Genomic DNA, 24927 nt, shown 5'->3' with positions numbered 1-24927 from the left:
ACACAGTTTTGTGTGCCGACTTAGCTCAGTTGGTAGAGCAACTGACTTGTAATCAGTAGGTCGCCAGTTCGACTCCGGCAGTCGGCACCATTTATCAGATAAGCCCAGCATTTGCTGGGCTTTTTTGTATCTACTATTTTCGTATTAGTAATTATCACTGCCCTACTAACTTGAATCAGTAGTTACGCCTATTGGCAGTTCGACGCCGGCAATCGGCACCATTAAGAAAAAAACACCAGCAATTAAGGCTAGTGTTTTCATGAAAGGAATTTATTCGAATATTTTAAGGTAACTTCTTAGAACGACGTAATACTAGTCCCATCATGCCTAACGAAAAAATAAAGAACGCTGATGGCTCTGGGACTTCCACAGCCTTTACTAGGAACGATTGTGCGGCATAATATTTCCAGTCAGCGTTTATTGTGGCGGGGGTAGTAGCGTGCAATGATAAACTATATGATTGTGGTCGCTCAACGAATGTTCTAAGGGTATCAGTCCCTTTATCATACATAGTATGAAGCGTTCCTCTTAATACTGTATTATTTGTCTTAGGGCCATAAAGAAAGTACCCCCAATTATAATCTGCATTATTCAATTGGATGCGCCCATCTATTGTGCTTAGGTCACCATTCCAAGAAGTAGGGGTAAACATCCCACTAAAATAAGTTGCTAAATTTGTATTAGGTTGAGCAGCAATATGCCAAAAATGATTATTTTGTAAGTTATTTCCTGCTTGTTCCAACAAAAAATCACTATATAGAGTCGAAACTTCAGAGGCGGTAGCAAACCTGTACCCCTGATAAAGTGAGTTAGTTAAAACATCTTGTTCAACTTCATTGTAGCTCAAACCGTTAGTAACAGAGAGTTCTAACCAATTCAAATCGTTGTGAATTAACCCTGCATTAGCGTTATTCAAAAAACAACCAACTGACAATACAACACTTACAACAACAGTATTAAAAAAACTCAACTTCATTTGATATTCCTTTTAATCCTTCCGGTTGAATTCCGAAAGGTGAAAGCTAAAAGCGAAACAACATCACTTGATATGACATTTAGCAAGCACAAAACACACCAAATAAAAAGACCAACGATTACAATAACATAACTACACAACACTTATAGACTGTAAAGTTATCTGACACAAAACAAGTTCATCAACCAGTTAATTTTTAAAGACATTATTAATAACCATGTATTTACAATGGTTAATCGATAGAAATAGAGTTAAATGGGTAAAATACCAAAATAAAGCAAGTGAAATGAGATAAAAACCTATAGTTTTATTACTAACAAACATCGCTCAATGAATTTGTTATTAAATTAAAATTTTGTAGTACTAATTATTGAAATTTAATACAAACAATCCCAGTTTTAAATTTCCACAACGTTAAACCATCAAGAGACTGCTTTGTACTCTTAAACTAACGTACCTAGGTAACTATATTCATCCCTCCAAAATTATTTAATAGAAATTTACTATGGCCAAGTTCTACCAAATAATTGTTGTTAAGACTCCATCTTCTAATCGACGTATTAATAACTCCCCCCTTAAAAGTTAAATACAATAAAACTTACTTTCCTATGCTGTCAGAAAATATATGTTTACTTACAAACTATGCTAGTTATGATAGGAATATAACTGCTCAAAACTTAGCCAAGTTGTCAATTCTGAGCTACACTGATATTAATGCAGTAACTGAAGGAGGTGAAGAATGGAAGCTATTCATCCAAGTATTTCAACAGCAGAACGTCGTCAAACGAGCTCGAGTCGCAATGTATTATTGAATAGGTTATCTATGTCGCAGAAGTATGCCGTCAATAGTTTAACGCAATACGGTTATCAATTTGCATTTTCAAGAAACACCGACGAGGGAAATTTAGCGATTCTTATGTGTGGGAACAATATTGCTACTGTAGATGCACAAGGCGATATAGACACTTCACCCCAAATAACAATTAGAGACTAAACCTAGCGGCCCCCTTATAAATGAATTTATTTAATCCGTTAAGTGATTTCTTCTCGTTTGTCAGTAACGGATAGAGCTTATATTCTAAATTTGTTTTCGAAATCTCCCCCGATTTCTAAACTATTAGACACTTACTTTACTTGTCAGGGCGCTTATTTAGCGCCCTTTTTTTATGCTAGAACCAAATTGGTGCAGACGAACCAGATTGGCGCAAATAACTTCCATAGCAAAGACCGAAAATATATTAAACCCATGTTTTTATTGGGTTTTAGTTAGTGGCCCACAGATTGCAAAACTAAGGTGGTAGACTTACAAACTTATTAATACTCATGACAATTCAAACACCTATTAGAGGGCTTAGATCTTTTTGCATCGCTGCGAAATGTTTAAGCTTCAAACATGCAGCCTCTCAGCTATTTTTAACGCCTTCTGCAGTCAGCCACCAAATTAAGCAATTAGAAGAACAATTAGGTACGCAACTTTTTAAACGCCAAACTAGAGCAATTGAGCTAACAAGCGCCGGAAAACAATTTTACAATTCTGTTTACCCTATTATTACCAACTTAGAGCAAACTATTGCTGACTTTACCAATAACCAGCAAAACAAAACAATTACCATCTCTTTGCCGGAGTTTTTTGCTAGCGAATTATTTGTGCCTAGGTTAAGTGAGTGGGCAGAAGTGAATCCAGATATTAATTTACAATTAGAGACTGTGAAGTCAGCAAGCCAAACACCTAGCCAAACAGACTTATCGATCGTGCTAGCAAATGGTAGGCCCAATGGCAGTGTCGTGCAGGAACTCTTTCCTATACGATATGTGCCCGCCTGTAATAAGAAGCTTTATAAAAAATGGGCCGCACATGGCTTAGATGCGTTACGTTCAGTTCCCTTAATTCTTCATCAATCACGCCCCTGGTCATGGCATCAATGGGCTGATAAAAATAACATTCCAAATTTCGATCCTAAGCAAATTATTCAATTTGATAGCATGTTTGGTGTTGCAAGAGCCGCACAGCAAGGAATGGGTATAGCTTTGGTACCAATGCCAATAAGTAAAGCTTGGTTTAGCGAACAGTTGTTAGTTAAATTATTTGAACAAGAGCTAATAACTAACGACAAATACTTTCTCTTGCAACATCAACATATTGAATCAGCACCAGAATTAACTACATTTGCTGATTGGGTTAAGGAAAATTTTACTGATTAGTATTAGGTGGAACGATAGACAAATTATATTCACTTATCAGGTGTCTTTTTATCGTTTGTCAGTTGATAACGAAATTCTCTAAAGTGTCATTGTCATTAACAAATGACAGTTAAACATTAAACCTTTGGAGAATGAACATGAAAAAATTCTTAGCTAAAGCCTCTTTGCTGGCAACTCTAGTAAGCGTTGGCACAAGTGCTGTAGAGGCGACTACTTTAACGCAACCTATTAAGCTTAATGGCTTAAAGATAGCGATTATTAAAAATGCTGTTGGCACCGACGAAATTATTTCTGGTGATTATAGTGCCGGCTTGTCCAAAATTGTTGCAACAAAAAAGCCAGAGCTTTCCAATTACGATAAAGCTATGGGCGTCTGTGTTGCAAGCCTTAAACTCAATGAGCTAGACAAAGCTGATAGTGCATGTACTAAAGCTATCGATGAAATAAGTGCGATTAAAGGTCGTGGTCGTCATGGAGAGTTTCTTAAGTCCATGGCTTATAGCAATCGAGCAATTGTCCGTTACCTAGCTAAAGACAATACAGGAGCATTAGAAGACTTTACAAGTGCACTTGTCGTTGACAATAACAGTATAGTTAAAGACAACATTCTGGCGTTAAAACGCATTCAACTAACTACTGATGATGCTAGTTTTGAAACTAGTTATGCTGAGTAATTTTTCAATAAGTAGGAGTAAACAATGTTAATTGACTCAATAGCAAAGTTGCGCCATTCAATTTCCTTTTACTGGCATTTGAAGAATATCACTATTAGTCAGTGGGATGTAGAGACACGTAATAGCACCATAGATAAACGACAGAGAAGGTAAATAAATGTTAAATCGATTATGATGCGATTAATACCTCCTAGATTAATCGCATTTCTTGTCTCCTATCAATTTCTTTAAAAGTTTTTGACGATATTTCGCAAATAGCACTCGTTTACCTCTGGAAAAGCGCCTACAAGCACTGGTAGAATCACGACATTGGAAATTTATTAAAGAAGCAATTTAAGATGGGTAGAGCGTTCCAAAACCGCAAAGAGTCAATGGCCAAAACCGCTGGCCAAAAAACTAAAGTTTATTCTAAATATGGTAAAGCCATATACACAGTTGCTAAAAGTGGCGGTGTTGACCCAGACGGTAACTTAGCCTTACGTAGTTTAATTGATAAAGCTAAAAAAGATCAGGTTCCTACCCACGTTATTGAAAAAGCGATCGATAAAGCTAGCGGCGCCGGTGGTGAAGATTACACAGAATCTCGCTATGAAGGCTTTGGTCCAGGTAATTGCATGGTGATTATTGATTGTTTAACAGACAATGGTAACCGTACAATCAAAGACGTTCGAGTCTGCTTTACAAAAACAGATTCAAAAATAGGCTCTACCGGCACAGTCTCCCACATGTTTGATCATCAAGCAGTCTTCGCTTTTAAAGGTGAAGATGATGAAACTGTATTAGAAAACTTGATGATGGCTGATATAGATGTAACTGATGTTGAACTAGAAGATGGCATCATCACGGTTTACGCACCACATACTGAGTTTTTCAAAATAAAAACAGAATTTGCTAACAGCATGCCAGAGTATGAACTGGAAGTTGAAGAGATTACGTGGGTACCACAAACTTATACTGAAATTACCAGTGAAGAAGATATTGCTAACTTCGATAAGTTTATCGCAATGTTAGAAGATTGTGACGACGTACAACATGTTTATCACAACGCAGATGTAATTCGAGGTTAAGTTTTATTAATTAAACTTAACGAATAAAAAAGGCTCCTATCGGAGCTTTTTTTGTACCTTTTACTATTTGCTTCAGTTAACTTCCCTTAGGGATATAGTCACCTTCTAATGGCATTGGAGGTCGGCCATTAACTTCCTCAGCTAGCCAAGTTAAATAATCGTCAAAAGCCATTGGCTTTGCGTAATAATACCCTTGGCCAATATCACAGCCAAATTGTCGTAAAGTATCTTCATCCGCTTGACTATTTATACCTTCAGCCACAACTTCCAATCTGAGCCCTTTTGCCATTTTCACCGTTGTTTCAGCTATCGTTTTTTGTTTATCATTATCATTTACATTTTCAACAAACTGGCGGTCAACTTTAAGTTCCTGAAATGGCAACTTACTAATATAAGCCATTGATGAATAGCCAGTTCCAAAGTCGTCTATACTAATGGTGACTCCTAATTTGGTAAGCTTTTCAATGGTTGCTAATGCTTGCTCATTATCAGTAATCGTCGCTGATTCGGTTAATTCAAATACAATTTTATTTGCGGGAACCTCTGCTTCCTCAATCTCAGTAACTACATAGGAATAAAAATCATCTGCAGCAATATCTTTCCCACTGATATTAATTGATACCAAATGGTGCTTATAGCCTTGAGATAACAAAACGCTATGCTGGGCAATAGCTTGCTTAATTACCCAGTGCGTTACTTGATTAATTAATCCCATGTCTTCAGCAACAGGTATAAAAACAGTTGGTGGTATAAATCCTTGTTCGTGATGATTCCAGCGAATTAAACACTCACTACCACAAACTCGCATAGTTTTCAGGTCAATTTGTGGTTGATGATAGAGCTCAAAGTGACCTTGTGTTAAAGCTTTATGAATATCTGACGCAAGCTGAAGTCGGTAGCCTGTTTTGTCCGATTGGTGCTCCGCAAAATAAGCCCATCGATTCTGACTTAATTCAGCTTCGGGCAAAGCTAATTGAGCTCTGTTTAATAGAACAAATGGCTCGCGACCATGCTCTGGATAATTTGCAATACCCACAACAGCTTTCAGTGGAATATTAAGTTCTTCAACCTGATAAGCTTCCTCCACTAACGTATTGATAGACTGAATCAAAGTCTCAATAGGCTGATGATTTTTTCGCAAGTTCATGACAACGCTTAAGGAGTTTCCTGAAAGAAAAGCTATTTTCTCGCCTTTGTCTCCTATTTGCTCTATTGCATCATTATATGCAAATAGTGGCGAAAGCTTTCTATGCATTCGTTTGAATAATTCGGTATTCATTGCATCATTTACATACAAAGCAACTCGTTCAATATGTTCAGGCCTTATCACCAAAACACTAAACTTCGCATCAGTTTGTATCGTCATGCGTGCTATTTGCTTTTCTAATAAAATTTTTCGAGCAATACCTGTTGCAGGGTGGTAACTAATTTCATTTAACCTGTCTTGTTCATGGCGGCGCATACGTTCTGCAAGTGCAAAAGACATAAAGGCTATTTCAACGAGTACAGCAATTAAAAATGCATTACGAAGTAAAAAAGAGTAATCAAGTTGATTTAGCAAAACAAGCGGTTGAATTGCTGCACCAATAAGTAATGGCACCCACGATATTAGATAAAATCGAATCCAGTCGAAATGCTTTTTGACTCGCAAAGCAACCAGTGTCAATGAGTATGCATAGAAAACAGGAGGAAAACTAAAAAATATTTTTGCTTGTAGTTCATGAGATAAAAACTGCGTTATAAAACTCAAGACTATCAATACAAAAACACTATAAATGCCTAATTTGTATAAAAAGCCCTTATTTTCATCATATCTAATAAAATAAATAGTAAACAGTATGAGAAACGCTAATAAATAATAATGAAAAAATAAGGAATACTTGTTAAGCAGAGATTGAACATTAGTTTCAAATAATAGATATCCATAACCATTAACAGTACCTAATACGAGAAATGACGAGATTAAGTAACCTAAATAGACTAAATAAACTTTATCCTTAATGGCTGCAAATATAACTAAATTATACAAAGCCATAATAATTAGCACGCCGATAACCGCACCAAAGAGCAATCGAGTTAAAGACTCCTTAGTTTGATATTGTTTATACTGATACCAAATCAACGGTATATTCGGGGGGCCAGCAGATTTAAGCCTTAATAAAACTTCAGTTCCTTCGTAAGCCTTTAACGATAGCGTTAACTTTGGAAAAGCAGTGTCTACAAGTTCACTATTATCAAGTGTGTCGACTCCCCTTTGTGAAAGTTCAAAGCTTTGAACACTTTCCAACATGGTATTATCAACATGAAGAACCAGTTGCTGCTCTTTGTCTGTATTGTTTTTTAAAGTGAATTTTGTCCAATACGCTGCTTTACCTAACGTAAATGGAATATTGTCAGGTTCAGCTGAAATAAAACGCTCAAGTTGCTTCACTATATCGCCAGTAGATAAACCCTCACTTTCATCCACCAAATAGCTAGTCGATATTTCAATTTGTTTTTCAGATAACTTTACCGGACGAGTATCTTGCTGCTTAACATAGTCAACAACAGATACCACCAAAGTGACTAGAACAAAAAACAAAAGCGTTATAAAGCTATAACGCATTATTGGAGATTTTAAAACGTGAGAGCCTAACATTAAGTGCTTAATTTAATTCACTGAGTGTTTGATTATAAAACAAGTTTTCAAACTTTATGAGATAAATACACTAAATTTATTATCAAGCTGTTAACTTTAAATCTGTTTTTTCTTCAATTTGAAGAAAACGACATAAGTCGCTATTCGTCATAACATGTTGATTGCTATATTGAGCCTGAGATGAGTTCATACAATTTGCTAGAGGGTTACGGGCTATTTAGTAGTTTCTATTCTTACTTCTTATAATGATTTAATACATAAATTATTATGCTAAATATGTACTTAACTAGTCGTTAACGGTAGTATTTTAACATTAGTGTTTAACGAGTTTTAGTTTGTGAAATCAAAAGCAACTTCTTTTGACATTGCTTATCGTGCGGGCGTGTCTCAATCAACGGTATCGCGGGCATTGCGAAACAGCCCGCTCGTTAATGAAGAAACTCGCCTCAAGGTTCAGGCAATTGCCAAAGAGTTAAATTACAAAGTCGATAAAAATGCTAGCAATCTACGTTCACAGCAAAGTAGTACCTTAGCATTATTGCTGTTTGAAGATCCGACCAATGATGATTCACTCATCAACCCTTTCTTTTTGAGCATGCTGGGCAGCATAACAAAAGCGTGCTCTGACAAAGGCTACGATTTGCTCGTGTCATTTCAGCAAATGAATGATGACTGGCATGCTGAATTTGAAGATTCCAATAAGGCTGATGGAATTATCTTGCTTGGCTATGGTGATTTTCTCGATTATGAAGAAAAGCTTATTCAGCTAATAGAGCAAGATACTCGTTTTGTTCGTTGGGGGGCAGATGTTGAATCCCTTCCTATAGTGTCTGTTGGCTGCGATAATTTTCATGGGGGCTACCAACTCACCGAACATGTCATCATGAATGGTCGTAAAGAGTTTGCCTTTATCGGCGAAGCATCAAGTCACGCACCGGAGTTTTTCGATCGTTATTTAGGTCACTGTAAAGCGTTGAAAGATCACAAACTTGCTGTAGATGAAACGAAACAATTTGACGCTATATCCACAGAAGAATCAGGTTATAAAGCCGCGGAATCGCTTATTAAATCTGGCGCGAAATTTGACGCACTTTTTGGCGCCAGTGACTTGATAGCAATTGGCGCTATGCGCGCACTGTTGGATAATAATTATAAAGTGCCTGAAGATGTCGCTATAGTCGGCTTTGATGATATTCCTATGGCAAGCTTTACCTTTCCTCCTCTTACCACGGCAAAGCAAAATACAAAGCTTGCTGGAGAGTTATTAGTAGAAAGTTTAATTAAGTTAATCAATGAAGAAGAAGTAAAAACAACCTTAATGCCGACCAGCTTAATTGTCCGAAAGTCTTGTGGAAGCTAGTATCTCAAATACTTATTGATAACTATATGATTATAAAATTAAAAAAGGGACTAATGTCCCTTTTTTAATGTGCGATACCAAGTACTATCCAGCATCTTTATCTTTTACAAATACTACAGACAATGCACCTAAGAACATAGCGCCGCCGGCCAGCATAATAATGTTAATTGCTTCATTATCAAATACGTTACTTAATATCCAACCTGAAGCTATACCTGAAACTATTTGAGGTGCTGCGATGGTAAAGTTGAATATCCCCATATAAACACCTGTTTTATCCGCCGGTAAAGCTCCCGCTAATATTGCGTAAGGCATTGCTAAAATAGCTGCCCAAGCGATACCAATGCCTACCATCGACCATACGAGGCCAATCGCTCCTTGTGGAACTTCGACTTGTGTTATTAATAAATCAACCTGAGTAATTGTCGGGTCTTGAAATAGCGCAAAGCTTAAATAGCCCAAACCACCAGCAATTAAACTTAGTGAATAAGTTAACTTACGGCCAAAAGTATCTGCTAACTTCGTTAATACCATGGCAAATAGCACAGAGAACAATGCCTGTGCTGCATATAAAATACCAACCCAATCGCCCGCAGAACCTTTCGCTGCGGCGATATCTGCTGGCAAGCCGCCTGCAGCTTTGATATAGGCAGGATCAAACCAATCAATTGCTACGCCCCATGTATGTTGCGTAATGGCTGCTGGCGTATAGGTCCACATTATGAATAGCGCAAACCATGAGAAGAACTGGACTAATGCCAATTGCTTCATAATCACGGGCATATCTTTAAACAAGCCCCAAAAGCCAACCAACCTTTCTCTCAAGGATTTTTCAGCTTGCTGCTCTTTGGCGACCGCTTCTGCGTCCATATTTTTAAAAGCGTAATACTGCTCTGGTGGATATTCCTTTGTTTTAAATACCGTCCAAAGTACTGACCCAAACAACACAGTAGCACCAATATAAAATGACCAAATGACCGACGGTGCTACTTCACCTTGTGCAGATAAATTATCTAAGCCTATGACATTTGTTAAGAAAAACGGGAGTATAGAACCAATTACGGCGCCAATATTAATTAGCAGTGTTTGAACAGAATAACCAAGGTTTCGCTGTTTATCTGGCACCATATCCGACACTAACGATCTAAATGGCTGAAAAGTTACATTAAAAGCAGCATCTTTGATCGCAAAGATAAACAAGCCGAAAATCATCGGCGGAATAAATGCGACAACCATTGAAGCATTAGGTAATAAAGCCATAGCCATCGCAGCAACTATTGCACCACCTAAAATAAATGGCAACCTTCGCCCTAAACCATTCCATGTTTTATCGGAAGCAGCACCAACAATTGGTTGTACAATTAATCCCATAATGGGGGCAGCTAACCAAAATAAAGACAATGAAGATAAATCGGCACCTAGATCGGATAAGATGCGACTAACGTTTCCGTTTTGTAATGCAAAGCCAATTTGCACACCTAAAAACCCAAAACTTACGTTCCAGATTTGCCAAAAACTTAACGTTGGCTTGGTTGTATTCATAAGTTATCCCCGACAATTGCGTTAATCATTATATTTTTTCGCAATGATATGGCTATAAGCTTGCTGAATTTTTCAGCAGTAGTAATTAGTTCACGTTTGATTGGATAACTTGAGAATCCAATAGTTGTTTATTGACAATGATAGCCTCGATGGCTACATCACGGCATACCATATTTCCTGTATATCGCCGTTCTTTGTCGTCCTGACATCACGGCATACTATACTTCCTGTATATCGCCGTTCTTTGTCGTCCTGACATCACGGCATACCATACTTCCTGTATATAAAAAAAGCACACTCGCATACGCTTGTGTGCTTAAAAAACGTGTGAACTTTACAAAAACACTATTAAATAAAGTAACCAAGGGAAAAGGTTACGATATAAGCATTAACAGCATGTCTATATCATCAACTTCATACTAACCGTGTGCAGTAATCTCATGCAATTAGTTGCATACGTATTCAACATTGCCCGTTATTCTGGCTCAACTCCACCAGTAGTGTCTTCAATCGACGTATCCTGTTCTATAGTTGTAGACACTGCGTCTATCTCAATGCGATCTACTCGTTGTAAGCCTCTAGGTAATTTATTACCTCTACGTCCTCGTTCACCTCTATAGTGTTCAATATCAGCTGCTTTTAACGTTAACTTTCTTCGACCAGCATGTAATGTAATTGAATCACTTGAAGTGATAACCTCTAATAAGGTGACATACTCTTCTCTAGCTTTAGCACGAGCCGAAGCAATATTAATAATCTTATTGCCTTTGCCTTTACTTAACATTGGTAAATCTTTAATGGGGAATACCAACATCCGACCTTCACTAGTAATCGCCAAACACAAGCTATTGTCGATATCATTAATGGCTTTAGGCTCCATTACTTTTGAATTAGCAGGTAAACTTAATAACGCTTTACCGTTTTTATTGCGGCTTACCATGTCGGCAAAGCTACCGACAAATCCATAACCTGCATCAGAACTTAGTAAGTATTTACTTTCATCATCCGCCATAACTATTTTTGTTATAGCTTCACCCGTAGCAATATTAAAGCGACCGGTTAGTGGCTCACCTTGGCTTCTAGCTGTTGGCAAACTATGCGCATCTGCGGTATATGCTCGGCCCGTAGAATCAATAAACGCCACTGGCCTATTACTTCGCCCTTTCGCTGAACACAAGTAACCATCACCTGCTTTATAACTCATTTGCTCTGGTTCTATATCATGCCCTTTGGCACAACGCGCCCAACCTTTTTCTGAGACGACAACCGTAACTGGTTCACTTGGCACTAAATCTTTTTCTGATAAGGCTTTTGCTTCACCGCGTTCAACAATTTGTGAACGACGATCGTCGCCATATTGTTCCGCCGCAGCTAAAATTTCTTTTTTCAGTAGCGTATTCATACGCGCTTTAGAGGCAAGGATTTTTTCTAGCTTTTCTCTTTCTTTATTCAGCTCATCCTGCTCACCGCGAATTTTAATCTCTTCTAACTTCGCTAATTGGCGAAGTTTAATTTCTAAAATTGCATTGGCTTGAATTTCTGAAAGATCAAAACGACTCATTAATTCAGCTTTAGGATCATCAAATGTTCTAATGATTTCAATAACTTCATCAATGTTTAAATAAGCAACAAGTAGGCCGTCTAAAATATGTAAACGAGCCATTACTTTGTCTAAACGATATTGCAACCGACGACGGGTCGTTTCACGACGAAACTCTAACCACTCAGCCAAAATATCACGTAGATTTTTCACCGCGGGCTTGTTATCTAAGCCAATCATATTTAGGTTAACGCGATAGTTTTTTTCTAAATCAGTTGTCGCAAACAAATGCTGCATTAACTGCTCTGTATCTACCCTGTTAGAGCGAGGAACAACAACTAATCGTATTGGGTTTTCATGATCAGACTCATCACGCAGATCAACTACCATAGGCAACTTTTTAGCTTGCATTTGATTAGCTATCTGCTCAAGAACTTTCGCTCCTGATGCCTGATGAGGTAACGAGGTGATAACAATTTCACCATGTTCAATTTCATAAACCGCACGCATCTTAATACTACCGCGACCGGTTTGATAAATTTTTTCAATCTCTGTTTTCGGGGTAATTATCTCGGCATCTGTTGGGTAATCAGGACCTTGAACATATTCCAGCAACTCACCAAGCTCTGATTTAGGCTGCTCGATTAAGTGCACACATGCATTGGCAATCTCACGAACATTATGTGGTGGAATATCTGTTGCCATACCAACGGCTATACCTGTAATACCATTTAACATGATATGAGGTAATCGTGCTGGTAAGGTTTTTGGCTCTTTCATGGTGCCATCAAAGTTAGGCACCCAATCTACTGTGCCTTGACCTAGCTCTTGCAGTAAAACTTCACTAAATTTAGATAATCGAGCTTCGGTATAACGCATCGCGGCAAATGATTTTGGATCATCTGGTGCCCCCCAGTTTCCTTGGCCATCAACCAGTGGATAACGATAAGAGAATGGCTGCGCCATCAGCACCATAGCTTCATAACATGCTGAATCACCATGAGGATGAAATTTACCTAAAACGTCACCTACAGTACGTGCCGACTTTTTATATTTAGCAAGCGCAGATAAACCCAATTCCGACATTGCATAGACAATACGTCGCTGAACTGGTTTTAAACCATCACCAATATGCGGAAGCGCTCTATCCATAATTACGTACATGGAGTAATTAAGGTATGCTTCTTCAGTGAACTTTCTTAGTGGGACTTGTTCAATACCTTCTAGGCTATATTCGAGCACATCAGACATGAATTAAATTTCCTAAATACAGAGTATTCTGCCGGGCTAAATAACATTTAGAGAACAAATTCATATTGGTGAAATTGCGCTACATAAAACATACTAGCCGATAAAATCTTTATTATTGTTATCTATGGTTAAGATCATTAGATCTCACTATATGATCTCGCTAAACGAGTATGGTTAGCTTATCTGATTATCTAAATAGAAAAAACCCGAATTAGCAATTTTAAGTACGATTTCGAAGGGATTAGTTTGAAGCTGAGTTAAAAATAACCACTTGATTACGGCCCGCCTGCTTTGCTTGATACATTGCCTCATCAGCAGATTTTACTAACGCATCAAAATTTGGCACTTTTTCGCTTAATTGGGCAATACCTATACTAACAGTCACCGAGATACGATGAGCTTTTACCTGCTGGGGTTCTTGCGCTATTTTATCTTTCAACCGCATTGCAATGGCATTTACTGAATCTATATCAGCTTCTGGTAATACAGCGACAAATTCTTCACCGCCTAATCGAGCAAAGACGTCTCTTGAGCGCATAACTTCTTGCCCTAATTTAGCAACAAGCTTTAAAACAACATCTCCAACTTGGTGGCCATATTGATCGTTAATCTCTTTAAAGTGATCAATATCGATAACCATAATGCCCAACGGCAAGTGATTATCCAAAGCCTCTCTAACTAAACCATTAGACGCTTCAAATAAACTCTTTCGATTTCTAAGTCCAGTTAACGTATCGGTTGAAGATAACCATTTAAGTTTCTGTCTAACTTTCAATTGGCGAACAATCATTAGCATAAACACAATACCGATACATATTAAAATGATGGTATTGCGTTCTTGTACACTTTTCTTTTGTTCTAATTGCTTAATTTCAACTTGCTTCAGTTTATTCTGTTGTATCAATAACTGGTTAAGTTGTTCTTTTTGTTTTACCTGATACTTACTTTCAAGCGACGCCAATAAAAGTTTATCTTTGTTATCAAACTCTTCTGCATACTTAATTAAATACTTGCGTTTATGTTGATAGCCATACTGATAGTTGTCTAATGCAACATAAGCATCGGATAATACTTTGTGAAAATGATAATAAGGAGATTGTGCCTTCATTTCTTCAGGCAGTTCTTCAACTAGTGCATTAGCTTGTTGTAAATAAGTGACCGTTTGATGAAGCTGAACACGATTATAAGCGATGACACCTTTGGCATAATAAACTAATAATTGTTCAGCAGCATTACTAGGCTGAATATCAGTGAGTGACTTATTAAACTCTTCTTCTGAATGAATAGCTTCAGATGTTACTTTTTCAACAGCAGCAAGCAACTCATTTGCAACCGCCATTGTTTGTTCTGATTCAGCTTGAACAGAATGAGAAATAACAGCACTGCTCAGCATGGCAAAAATCAAGCTTATCAAACGCATACTTGATTTCTCCCTTTTTCTTTTGCTTGATACAACAAGCTGTCAGCCAATTCGAATAATTCCTCAAAATTATAACTGTTTGCGTCAGTCGTAGTTACCACACCTATACTAACGCTAAGTAAGTGCTCATTTTCATCATTCCAAGACAGTGCTGAGACAGCTTTTCTATAGTGCTGAGCTTTTTCGATAGCTTGTTCTCGGGTAGTACCAGGCAAGAGAACCATAAACTCTTCCCCACCATAACGACCAAATATTTCAGGTTTAGCAAAGTGTTGCTGACCAAGTCTAGTCAGCAGTTTCAAAGCATTGTCACCAGTAGCATGCCCATAATTATCATTAATTGTCTTAAACAAGTCACAATCAATCACCAATAACGCCACACTTTCTTTCTGTTTCTTAGCTTTAACAAGTTCTCTATTTGCTAATTCAATAAATCTTCTTCTGTTGATTAATTGCGTTAGCGCATCTGTACGAGAAACCTTAAGTAGTTGTCGCTGACTTTTTCGTAAAACATTTAATAATATCGCGAAAATAACGACGATTATTGAAATGTAATATATGTAATTTTGCTTATTTTCAGAATTTTCTCGCGCTTCATCCAACGCAATTGATTCAAGCTTACTTTTGTTTGCCAATAAACTATTTTCAATATCTGCGCGTCTACTCTCATATTGTAATCTTAATTCTGCTACAGATTGAGTTTGACTGTTTTGCATGTCTTCCATATTAAGATCGTAAACGCGAAGGTATGTATCATAAGCCTCTTTATAACGCCCCATTAACCGATATGTCTCTGAGCGTAGCACTAATAAAACGGCCTCATTCATCGGGGTAACTTTGAATTGCTTACTGTGGAATAAATTTAGGGCTTCTTCAACAATCGCAAGTGTTTCTTCATAACGCTTCATTTCTTTATAGACGACAGCTTTATCTATAAGAAAGCGAAAAGGTAAAAAGTGGTGTTCTACTTGGGATAATAATTGCTCAGTTTTAGTTAAGTGCTCAATTGCCAAATCATATTGTTTGGTTTCTTCATCTGCATAAATCGTCGCTAAGCCAACATGTGCGCTAAATTCCATCTCTACGTGATTTATTCCTTCCAACGCATCTAAAAGCCTATTATAACTGGCAATAGCTTGGTCTGTTTTGCCTTGCCCTCTATAGCTACTCGCAATATTCCGCAAGTTATTAATCGCTAATAGTGGCTTGTCAGCCTCGGTATAATAACGATAAGAGTTTTTATAAAATTCTATCGACTTTTCAGGTTCACCAAGACTACCGTATAAAATTCCTAATTCACTATAAACGAGCCCTTTAAGCTCTTTATCACTTAAGTTCTCAGCAATGGTTAGCGCTTCATTAATGGTAATTATTGCTTCCGACAATTTAGCTGTCTGATAATAAATTGCCCCAACATTAATTAAACCTACAGCAATTTCTTTCTGCTCCTCTAACGACTCCGCAACATCAAGTCCAGATAGATATTGCTCTAATGCTAAATCAAGGTGACCTAGAGACTCTAATGAATAGCCAAGATCATATGCTAATTTGGCAATAACAATACGAGGGGATATTAAACCAGAAGCAAGCACTAAAGCTTGTTCAGCGGTTGAGCGAGCCAACCTATGCTGACCAAGTAAAGAATGTGTTTCAGCAAGTAAATGGTAATATTCTAATTGTTGGTTAAGTGGGAATTCATTAAGGCTTGGTTTGATTAACTTCAACTTTTCTATAGCTGACTTTTGATCACTATCAGACAGGGTTCTAATATCTTCAAGCTGTTCGACAAAGTTGAGCACACGATTATTTGTCTCTGAATAAGCAAAACTTTTACTGGTTACAAGGTACGCGAAAAAGACTAACCCTAAAAGAGTCTTTAAGGTTTTCCTTGTTTTTCGGCTCGCAAACTTAAGCAACTAACCCACCCAGATTATTATTTTTATGGACTAGCAGTATATCTATATTTGGCGAGCAGTCAAAATAGAGTTTGTATATTTTTTATAATGATTCAAAAACTTAAAAATCAATAAGTTATAATATATTCATTTAGCCTTTCCATTGGAAATCCCAAAAGCTTGCTTCTATTTTATTACCATCTAAATCTAAGACGAAGCAACCAAAATAAGGGTCGCCATAGTCTGGGCGAGGTCCTGGCTTACCATTGCACCTTGCACCAAGAGCAATTGCTGTTTGATAAAACGTTTCTACTTGTTGTTTTGTTTTTGCTACAAAGCCAAAATGAGTGCCGTTACCTACAGACATTGGCTTTTTATCAAATGGAATTTGAACCCAAAATTCTGGATACCCTTTGCCAAAAGCTAATGCGTGACCATATTCACTAACTAATTCCACATCAAGTGTCGCCAACAATGGTTGATAGAAAGCTTTCGCCCTACCCAAATCATTAGTGCCAATAGACGCATGGCATATTGTTCTATCATGATTATTTTTAAGTATCATTTGCAGTTATTTCCACCTTCAACATTAGCAATGCACCAGCTGTAGCTAGCACCAAAGAACTGACTAAACACGCTACAATGCCATATTGTTGATATATCACACCAGAAAATACGGTACCAATTAATCGACCAACGGCATTTGCCATATAATAAAAGCCAACATCCATTGACACGCCATCTTCTTTTGCTATAGCGACAATTATATAGCTATGAACAGCTGAATTTATTGCAAATATTGCCCCAAAAGCGAGTAAGCCGAACACTAATACTTTTTCAATATTCAGATTACTTAATAAGCCAAGCACTAAGGCTGCAATACAAAAGGCAAGCAAACCGCCTAATGCTGCAGCAGTTTTATTAACTTTATGATCAGTTAACTTTACATATTTAGGTGTTAGAGCCTGCACAGCTCCATACCCAATAACCCAAATAGCCATAAATGAGCCAACTTCATGGTGTGCCCAGTCGAGTTGGCTAACGAAGAATACCGGAATTGCGACCACAAACCATACGTCGCGCGCGGCAAATAAGCACATGCGAGCAGCTGAAAGATAATTTAGCGCCGCACTTTTTGAAAAAACGTCGGTGAATTTAGGTTTATTCTTAGCCTTTCCAAGTTCTTGGGTTAATAGAAAATGGCTGGCAATTACAACAACAAAAAGTGCTAATGCCATAGTAAGAATAGCGAATTGAAAGCCTAGCCACGTGAGCAATAAGCCGCCAATAAAGAACCCTACACCTTTTAGGGTGTTTTTCGAGCCTGTGAGTAACGCCACCCATTTATATAAAGCGCCTTCAGCATTTTTCGGCACCAAGGTTTTGATGCTACTTTTGGCGCTCATTTTATTTAAATCTTTTGCAATACCAGAAAAGGCTTGCGCTAGCATCACCCAAGCCACGGTCAAGAATTCACTAGGTAACGTAAGCATTAAAAGCGCAATTACTTGCAAAGCTAAGCCCATTTGCATGGTTTTATTTAAACCAATTCTTGCACCGAGCCAGCCCCCTACTAAGTTAGTAACCACGCCAAAAAATTCATAAAATAAGAACAACATGGCTATGGAGAGCGGGGAATAGCCTAACTGGTGAAAATAAAGCACTACTAACATACGTAGTGCTCCATCCGTTAGAGTGAATGCCCAGTAATTTCCTGTAATAATTAGATACTGCTGTACCCCAGTTGGTAGTGCGGCAAGTTTAGCTAACACTTAGTCCTACCATTTTCATTAGTTCAGCCGTTCGGTTCGCGTAGCCCCACTCGTTGTCATACCAAAGGTACATTTTAAGTTGTGTATCATTAACCACCATAGTCGATAGCGCATCTACAATACTCGAGCGAGGGTCTGTCTTGTAATCCACCGAAACTAAAGGTTTTTCTTCATAACCTAATACACCCGCTAATTCACCTTCAGCCGCTTCCGACATAAGTTGATTAATTTCTGTTACGGTTATTGGACGCACCATCTCAAATACACAATCAGTAATAGAGGCATTAGCTAAAGGCACTCGCACTGCATGACCATTTAGTTTCCCTTTTAATTCAGGAAAAATATGAGTTATTGCTGTTGCTGAACCAGTAGTGGTTGGAATCAAACTTTGCCCGCATGCTCGTGCTCGGCGCAAATCTTTATGCGGTGCATCTAATATGGTTTGGGTGTTAGTAATATCGTGAATAGTAGTCATGCTACCGTGCTTAATACCTACCTTTTCTTGCAATACCTTTACTACAGGAGCCAAGCAATTTGTTGTGCATGATGCAGCAGTAACAATTGAGTGCTCATTTGCATTGTATAAGTGCTGATTAACTCCCATAACAATGTTTAGTACCCCGTCTTCTTTGACTGGAGCAGTAACTACTACCTTTTTAACACCTTGATTTAAATAAGCCTGAAGTTTAGCCTTTGTTTTCATTTTTCCTGACGCTTCGACAACAATGTCGCAGCCAGACCAATCAGTGTCTTCAATCGTTGTATTGTTACTAATTGCAATACGTTTTTCACCGATTGACATCTCGTTTAACTTCGCTGAAGCTTGATGTGACCATATGCCATGAACAGAATCATAGTTGATTAAATGAGCCAACGTTGCGGCATCACCTGCTGGATCATTGATTTGAACAAATTCAACTTCAGGCCAGTCCCAAGCGGCACGCATGACTAAACGCCCCATTCGACCGAATCCATTAATACCTACTTTAATCGCCATATTTTTTCCAAAAATTTAATAAAAATACTCAACAGCAAATAGCTAACCGTTCTGGACGGTCGCCGATTTTCTCTAGCTCAGCAATCAAAGAAGATATTTTTGTTTCTTCACTGATTGCTGCACTCTTTAAAATAGCTTTAAATTCATAACTTAGTGCCGATGAAAGTGAGTAATGAATCCACTTTCCACTGCGTCTTGTAGCTAAAACACCCGCTTCTCGTAACATGGCTAAATGTCGAGAAATTTTAGGCTGTGACACCATTAACACTTGTGTAAATTCACATACACACAACTCTGGTTGACGCTCAAGTAATAAAACAATAGACAAACGAGTTTCATCCGCCAATAACTTAATAAATGACAGCGTATTTAACATAGCAACAAACACATTCGAAATAACATATATATGAATTTTTACATATGTAAAAAACTAATTCAACAAGTAATACAATCGAGCCTATTTCAAACCCGGAAGGTAGCGTTATCTACTTAAAAATAAGCATATTATTTTCTAAAAAGCTGAATTTTCTGTCTGGCATACGCCATAAAAACTGTAGAATAACTGATATTAACTATCAGCAATCGACGAATGGTGAGTAAAACATGATAAAGCCACTGGCTATACACTTTCTTTATTAGTTAAAATAGTGCTTTTATTTTCCGTAGAATAACTTAAAGCAATATGCATCTGTGCCTTTGCTTTAATATACTTTTGAAATATATATGAAGTTTTCCACCTTTAACCGTACCACTCATAAGTGGGCAAGTATCATAATTGCCCTGCCATTATTACTCGTAATTATTACTGGTATATTGCTGCTGGTGAAAAAGCAATTTGACGTACTGCAACCGCCTACTCAAAAAGGCATAGCAGCGACGCCTAGCATTTCCTTTGAACAAATTTTAACTGTGACTAAAAGTGTTGAACAGGCAAATGTTGCAGACTGGAGTGATATTGATCGATTAGATGTTCGCCCAGACAAAGGCATTATAAAGGTAAGAACTGAAAGTTCTTGGGAAGTACAGTTAGACGGTAAAACAGGCGAAATTTTACAGGTAGCCTATCGTAATTCAGAATTTATCGAAAGTTTGCATGACGGAACATTTTTCCAGAAAAACGCCAATTTGTGGTTAATGTTGCCAGTCGCGCTGACCTTATTATTGCTCTTACTAACTGGACTATATTTATTCTGCCTACCCTACTATAAAAAGTGGTGCAGAAATAAGACACAAAGCTAAGTTGAATTTTCCGATATCGATAGTTAAACTCATCTGACCAGAAGGTAAATATTGTGCGACATACTCCAAGTGATGTAGCACATATTCAAATTCATTTAAGCTAATTACTCAAACATAAATGCAACGCGCTCAAAGCAATGCCCACTCACTTTGTCCTTGGCAAGAACAAGTCAGTCAATCAGAATACATTTCTGGCTTCTACCGTAAAGGTGTGAAGCAAAGTAAACGTGTGCACCTACTTCATGGTACAGGCTTTTCAGCCCTCACTCTTAAAGAAATGGCCTTTCTATTACCTGAAGACTGGAATTTATGGTTAACCAACGTTCCAGGACACGGGCAATCTACCCAACCTAAACATATTATGCCGGATTGGCAAGATATGGCAGCGAAAGTGGCTAAAGCGGTATATCAAAATGCCGATATACCTAACCAAGGGCCTGTAATCGGCGTAGGTCACTCTTTAGGCGGAGTGCTCACATTATTGGCAGCCAGCAAACACCCCGAATATTTCAGCCGTATTATCTTGCTTGACCCGCCATTGTTTGTGCGCTCGCTATTATTTACACAAAAATTGCTGAGAGGCTCGGGGTTTTGGAAGAAGGTACCTTGGGTAAAAGCCGTCCACAATAGAACACAACATTGGCCTAACAAGTCCCTAATGCGTCAAGAGTTGCAAACTAAGAAACTTTATAAAAATTGGCAACCGCAAGTGTTAGATGATTTTGTTGATAGTGCAACCGAAATCACAAATTCAGGTGAAATAAAACTGGCATGTAATCCTCAATGGGAAGCAGAAATATTCGGCTCTTATCCTCGAAAACTATGGCACTCGATCGCTAAAACTAAGGTACATGTAGATGTAGTCATTGCCGATAATACCTATGGGTTTATCAAACCTGCGGTAAAGCGCGCAAGTAAATTGAGTCGTTACATACATTGCCACTACTTTGGCAACAATCACTGCTTTCCGATGGAACAACCTAAAGATACCGCTGAGTTAATTAAGCACCTTCTATCTAGCTAATTGTTTATTCAGCAGTGAGCTGTATATTCACAATTTAACTAGAAGGTTAAAGTTAAGTACCTAAATAACGTAGTTTATAGTTCAATCATGTCACCCTTTTCTTGTAACCACTCTTTTCGATCACCACTACGTTTTTTCGATAACAACATATCCATGGTTTCAATTGTTTCGTCGTGTTGATCAACCGTGAGTTGCACTAAACGACGCGTATTAGGATCCATTGTTGTTTCACGAAGCTGCATAGGGTTCATTTCGCCTAAGCCTTTGAAGCGCTGAACGTTAACTTTACCTTTTTTCTTTTCAGCTTCGATACGATCTAGCACACCTTCTTTCTCTGCCTCGTCTAAGGCATAGAACACTTCTTTACCTACATCAATTCGATAAAGTGGCGGCATAGCCACATATACGTGGCCAGCTTGTACAAGCGGTAAAAAATGCTGTGTAAATAACGCACACAATAAAGTCGCAATATGCAATCCATCGGAATCAGCATCTGCTAGGATACAAATTTTTCCATAACGAAGCGCTGATAAATCTTCACTATCAGGGTCTATACCTAAAGCTACTGAAATATCATGAACTTCTTGTGATGCTAGAATTTGGCCTGATTCCACTTCCCAAGTATTAAGGATTTTTCCTCGAAGTGGCATTACCGCCTGAAACTCACGATCACGTGCTTGCTTGGCACTACCACCAGCAGAGTCACCCTCTACTAAGAAAATTTCAGTTTTATCAGGATCTTGGCTGCCACAATCGGTTAACTTACCTGGTAAAGCAGGTCCTTGAGTCACCTTTTTACGAACGACTTTTTTCGCTGCTTTTAAACGTCGTTGCGCATTAGAAATACAGAATTCAGCTAATGCTTCGGCTATTTCGGTGTGTTCATTTAACCAGAGACTAAACGCATCTTTTACCACCCCAGTAACAAACGCAGCACACTGACGCGAAGATAATCGCTCTTTCGTTTGACCGGCAAATTGTGGATCTTGCATTTTTACCGAAAGTATAAAGCTACATTTATCCCATATATCATCAGGTGTTAGTTTTACGCCGCGGGGAATTAAGTTACGAAACTCACAAAATTCTCGCATCGACTCTAACAGGCCTTGACGCATACCATTTACATGCGTACCACCTTGAATTGTCGGAATTAAGTTAACGTAACTCTCGGAAATGGTTTCACCGCCTTCTGGTAGCCAGGTAACCGCCCAGTCAGCCGCTTCATGTTGTGATGAAAAGGTACCAATAAATGGTTCCTCCGGAAGGCTGATGCTATCACCTACAGCTTCTTTAATATAATCACTTAAGCCGTCTTCATAGCACCACTGTACTTTTTCCCCTTCATTTTTATCTTGAAACTTAATGGTTAAACCAGGGCAAAGCACTGCTTTAGCTTTTAGTAATCGCTTAAGCTTAGTGACAGAGAACTTTGACGAATCAAAATAGCTAGCATCAGGCCAAAATTTAACACGCGAACCAGTATTTCGTCGGCCAACGGTACCAGTCTCAGTCAATTCCTCTACTTTTTCACCATTTTCAAATGCCATTTCAAATACTTTGCTATCGCGGCGAACCGTTACTTCAACACGATTTGATAATGCATTAACTACAGATATACCTACACCATGCAAACCACCTGAAAATTGGTAGTTTTTATTGGAGAACTTACCACCAGCATGTAATTTACAGAATATTAATTCTACGCCAGACACACCTTCTTCTGGGTGAATATCGGTCGGCATGCCTCGACCATCATCAATCACCTCTAGGGATTGATCTTTATCTAATATGACGGTGATGTTTTGGGCAAAGCCCGCTAAAGCTTCATCAACAGAGTTATCTATTACCTCTTGACCTAAATGGTTAGGTCTATCGGTATCTGTGTACATGCCAGGACGACGACGCACTGGCTCTAAGCCACTTAAAACTTCAATTGATTCAGAATTATATTGTTCGCTCATGAGGTATTTTCGTAATTATTATTGTGTATTCGATTTATTTATTGCCAGATAGTCAGCAATGTTTGGAAGCATATCAGCAAAATTGATGAAACCATGATCGCCACCTTGCTGTACGATTAACTGACTGTTTCGAAACTTTTCAGCTGCTAGTCGATAATCTAACACTTCATCACCTGTTTGTACCATGACTTGATACAAGTTTTCAGAAATTTTTTGCTGTTCTAGCGATTTTAACTCATCTATATGCTCTGCCTGTACTTGATATGTTTCATTTGTATAAGGGTTAAGTTGCCAACCTATATAATCACTCATTAACAAATAAGGCTTAACTGCAGGGTTTACTAAAACAGCCTTTACACGATATTTCTCAGCTAAATAACTCGCGAAGTAGCCTCCCAAAGATGAACCAATAAGACACCAAGTGTTGTCATGAAGAGTTTGAACAATGCTTTCTAACTGGTCAATAGCCTTAAAAGGCGATGATTTTATCTGCGGGCAAATAATTTCAACGTTAGGGTAATGTAATGCGAAATATTCTTTGGTTAATTCAGCCTTCATAGACAAAGGGGATGAGTTGAACCCATGAATATATAAAATTTTTACTGACATAAATTTAAAGGTAAAAAAGCTCTGTTGTTATTTGACCGTTGCCTTGAAAGCAAAATTTCCGATATGCAGGTGAAATGGCTTCTGCTTTTAGCTCTTTTGGGTGCTTTGCAAACTGAATCGACGTTGCTGGACAGGTATACACAGGTAATAAAAATCCATTTGTTTGATAAGTGAATTTCATCGCTCTATGAACATGTCCACATGCAATACCTTTTACATTTTCCTGAGTTTCCAGCCATTGCCAAAAATGTTTTTTATTTTCCAAACCATGACGATCAATAAAATAATCAACATTTTGAGGGTGATGATGCATAAAATAAAATTGAAAACGTTCAGGTTCAGAGCTTTTAGCAACCTCGGCAAGTTGCGTATTACTGACGAAACCTGCTGGTGTGTCAGACTTGCTGTTAATCAAATGAAATTGCCACATTTGCAAGTTAATTAAATTTTGCTGACGAAACGGCTGATTCACTAGGTATTTATTTAAAAGATCAATTTCATCATGATTACCTGCTAAATAATAAACAGGTATATGGCTTAAGTGTTTTTTTACAGCATCAGCAAAAACTTGATAAGAATCTTCTGTGTGGTCTTGTGTTAAATCACCTGTAAAAATAGCAATATCAATCGTTTTGTCACCAGCAATATGCTTACAAACTTTGCTTAAATTTTCAAAAACAGGGGCACCATGATGTTTTGCCTTAGTATCAGAAAATAAATGACTATCACTAAATTGAGCTATATTTACGCTATTTAACAT

At 37.9% G+C, this 24927-nt stretch carries 20 protein-coding genes and 1 tRNA gene; 8 read left to right on the top strand and 13 right to left on the bottom strand.

What is annotated here, in order from left to right:
* Positions 1–14: 14 nt before the first annotated feature.
* Positions 15–90, top strand: a tRNA-Thr gene (locus HII17_RS11960).
* 193 nt (positions 91–283) lie between these two features.
* Here the strand turns inward: HII17_RS11960 and HII17_RS11955 are convergent.
* A complete protein-coding gene (locus tag HII17_RS11955) occupies positions 284–976 on the bottom strand; it encodes a PEP-CTERM sorting domain-containing protein (protein WP_169075581.1) in 693 nt (230 codons plus the stop codon).
* Between the two features lie 739 nt (positions 977–1715).
* On the opposite strand from HII17_RS11955, the gene HII17_RS11950 reads away from it, so the two are divergent.
* The 4 genes from HII17_RS11950 (at position 1716) to HII17_RS11935 (ending at position 4919) form a co-directional block, all read left to right on the top strand.
* Positions 1716–1970, top strand: coding sequence for a hypothetical protein (locus HII17_RS11950; RefSeq protein ID WP_235938717.1), 255 nt, complete (start codon positions 1716–1718; stop codon positions 1968–1970).
* Between the two features lie 335 nt (positions 1971–2305).
* Positions 2306–3178 carry a LysR family transcriptional regulator gene (locus HII17_RS11945; RefSeq protein ID WP_169075626.1) on the top strand — a complete coding sequence of 291 codons (873 nt, stop codon included), beginning with the start codon at positions 2306–2308 and terminating at the stop codon, positions 3176–3178.
* Between the two features lie 137 nt (positions 3179–3315).
* A complete protein-coding gene (locus tag HII17_RS11940) occupies positions 3316–3852 on the top strand; it encodes a hypothetical protein (RefSeq protein ID WP_169075580.1) in 537 nt (178 codons plus the stop codon).
* 338 nt (positions 3853–4190) lie between these two features.
* The gene (locus HII17_RS11935) at positions 4191–4919 is read left to right on the top strand and encodes a YebC/PmpR family DNA-binding transcriptional regulator (RefSeq protein ID WP_169075579.1); all 729 of its coding nucleotides are present in this window, start codon (positions 4191–4193) and stop codon (positions 4917–4919) included.
* 76 nt (positions 4920–4995) lie between these two features.
* Here HII17_RS11935 and HII17_RS11930 read toward each other — a convergent pair whose 3' ends face one another.
* The gene (locus HII17_RS11930; RefSeq protein WP_169075578.1) at positions 4996–7557 is read right to left on the bottom strand and encodes an EAL domain-containing protein; all 2562 of its coding nucleotides are present in this window, start codon (positions 7555–7557) and stop codon (positions 4996–4998) included.
* Positions 7558–7894: 337 nt separating this feature from the next.
* On the opposite strand from HII17_RS11930, the gene HII17_RS11925 reads away from it, so the two are divergent.
* Positions 7895–8917: a LacI family DNA-binding transcriptional regulator gene (locus HII17_RS11925; protein ID WP_169075577.1), complete on the top strand. Its 1023-nt coding sequence runs from the start codon at positions 7895–7897 to the stop codon at positions 8915–8917.
* An 84-nt stretch (positions 8918–9001) separates the two neighbouring features.
* Here HII17_RS11925 and HII17_RS11920 read toward each other — a convergent pair whose 3' ends face one another.
* From HII17_RS11920 to HII17_RS11885, 8 genes are all read right to left on the bottom strand, one after another.
* Positions 9002–10459 (bottom strand): MFS transporter, encoded by a 1458-nt coding sequence (locus HII17_RS11920; protein ID WP_169075576.1) that lies wholly within the window; start codon positions 10457–10459, stop codon positions 9002–9004.
* Positions 10460–10934: 475 nt separating this feature from the next.
* Positions 10935–13250, bottom strand: coding sequence for a DNA topoisomerase IV subunit A (parC, locus tag HII17_RS11915; protein WP_169075575.1), 2316 nt, complete (start codon positions 13248–13250; stop codon positions 10935–10937).
* Between the two features lie 241 nt (positions 13251–13491).
* On the bottom strand, positions 13492–14670 hold the full coding sequence (locus tag HII17_RS11910; RefSeq protein ID WP_169075574.1) for a GGDEF domain-containing protein: 1179 nt from the start codon (positions 14668–14670) through the stop codon (positions 13492–13494).
* Entirely contained in the window at positions 14661–16586 is a 1926-nt protein-coding gene (locus HII17_RS11905; RefSeq protein WP_169075573.1) for a tetratricopeptide repeat-containing diguanylate cyclase, read from the bottom strand. The genes HII17_RS11910 and HII17_RS11905 overlap by 10 nt, the downstream gene beginning before the upstream one ends.
* Positions 16587–16716: 130 nt before the next feature.
* Complete coding sequence (locus tag HII17_RS11900; protein WP_169075572.1) at positions 16717–17130, bottom strand: VOC family protein; 414 nt, start codon at positions 17128–17130, stop codon at positions 16717–16719.
* Positions 17120–18337 (bottom strand): organoarsenical effux MFS transporter ArsJ, encoded by a 1218-nt coding sequence (gene arsJ, locus HII17_RS11895; RefSeq protein WP_169075571.1) that lies wholly within the window; start codon positions 18335–18337, stop codon positions 17120–17122. Before arsJ ends, HII17_RS11900 begins: the two co-directional genes overlap by 11 nt.
* On the bottom strand, positions 18327–19334 hold the full coding sequence (locus tag HII17_RS11890) for an ArsJ-associated glyceraldehyde-3-phosphate dehydrogenase (protein WP_169075570.1): 1008 nt from the start codon (positions 19332–19334) through the stop codon (positions 18327–18329). The genes arsJ and HII17_RS11890 overlap by 11 nt, the downstream gene beginning before the upstream one ends.
* A 28-nt stretch (positions 19335–19362) precedes the next feature.
* Positions 19363–19710, bottom strand: a complete 348-nt coding sequence (locus tag HII17_RS11885; protein ID WP_169075569.1) for a metalloregulator ArsR/SmtB family transcription factor — start codon at positions 19708–19710, stop codon at positions 19363–19365.
* A gap of 347 nt (positions 19711–20057) precedes the next feature.
* Here HII17_RS11885 and HII17_RS11880 point away from each other — a divergent pair, with 347 nt between their 5' ends.
* Together HII17_RS11880 and HII17_RS11875 are read left to right on the top strand one after the other, a co-directional pair.
* The gene (locus HII17_RS11880) at positions 20058–20573 is read left to right on the top strand and encodes a PepSY-associated TM helix domain-containing protein (RefSeq protein ID WP_169075568.1); all 516 of its coding nucleotides are present in this window, start codon (positions 20058–20060) and stop codon (positions 20571–20573) included.
* 118 nt (positions 20574–20691) lie between these two features.
* Positions 20692–21597 (top strand): alpha/beta hydrolase, encoded by a 906-nt coding sequence (locus tag HII17_RS11875; protein WP_169075567.1) that lies wholly within the window; start codon positions 20692–20694, stop codon positions 21595–21597.
* A gap of 74 nt (positions 21598–21671) precedes the next feature.
* Here the strand turns inward: HII17_RS11875 and parE are convergent, their stop codons facing one another.
* From parE to HII17_RS11860, 3 genes are read right to left on the bottom strand one after another with little or no spacing between them, the layout of a single operon-like run.
* A complete protein-coding gene (gene parE, locus HII17_RS11870; RefSeq protein WP_169075566.1) occupies positions 21672–23558 on the bottom strand; it encodes a DNA topoisomerase IV subunit B in 1887 nt (628 codons plus the stop codon).
* Positions 23559–23576: 18 nt separating this feature from the next.
* Complete coding sequence (locus tag HII17_RS11865) at positions 23577–24167, bottom strand: YqiA/YcfP family alpha/beta fold hydrolase (protein ID WP_169075565.1); 591 nt, start codon at positions 24165–24167, stop codon at positions 23577–23579.
* A 4-nt stretch (positions 24168–24171) separates the two neighbouring features.
* On the bottom strand, positions 24172–24927 hold the full coding sequence (locus HII17_RS11860) for a metallophosphoesterase (protein ID WP_169075564.1): 756 nt from the start codon (positions 24925–24927) through the stop codon (positions 24172–24174).

It is taken from the genome of Thalassotalea algicola (genome assembly GCF_012932965.1).
GTDB lineage: Bacteria > Pseudomonadota > Gammaproteobacteria > Enterobacterales > Alteromonadaceae > Thalassotalea_F > Thalassotalea_F algicola.
The sequence above is the reverse complement of the archived record's forward strand: the minus strand, read 5'-3'. Positions and strand labels throughout refer to the sequence as shown.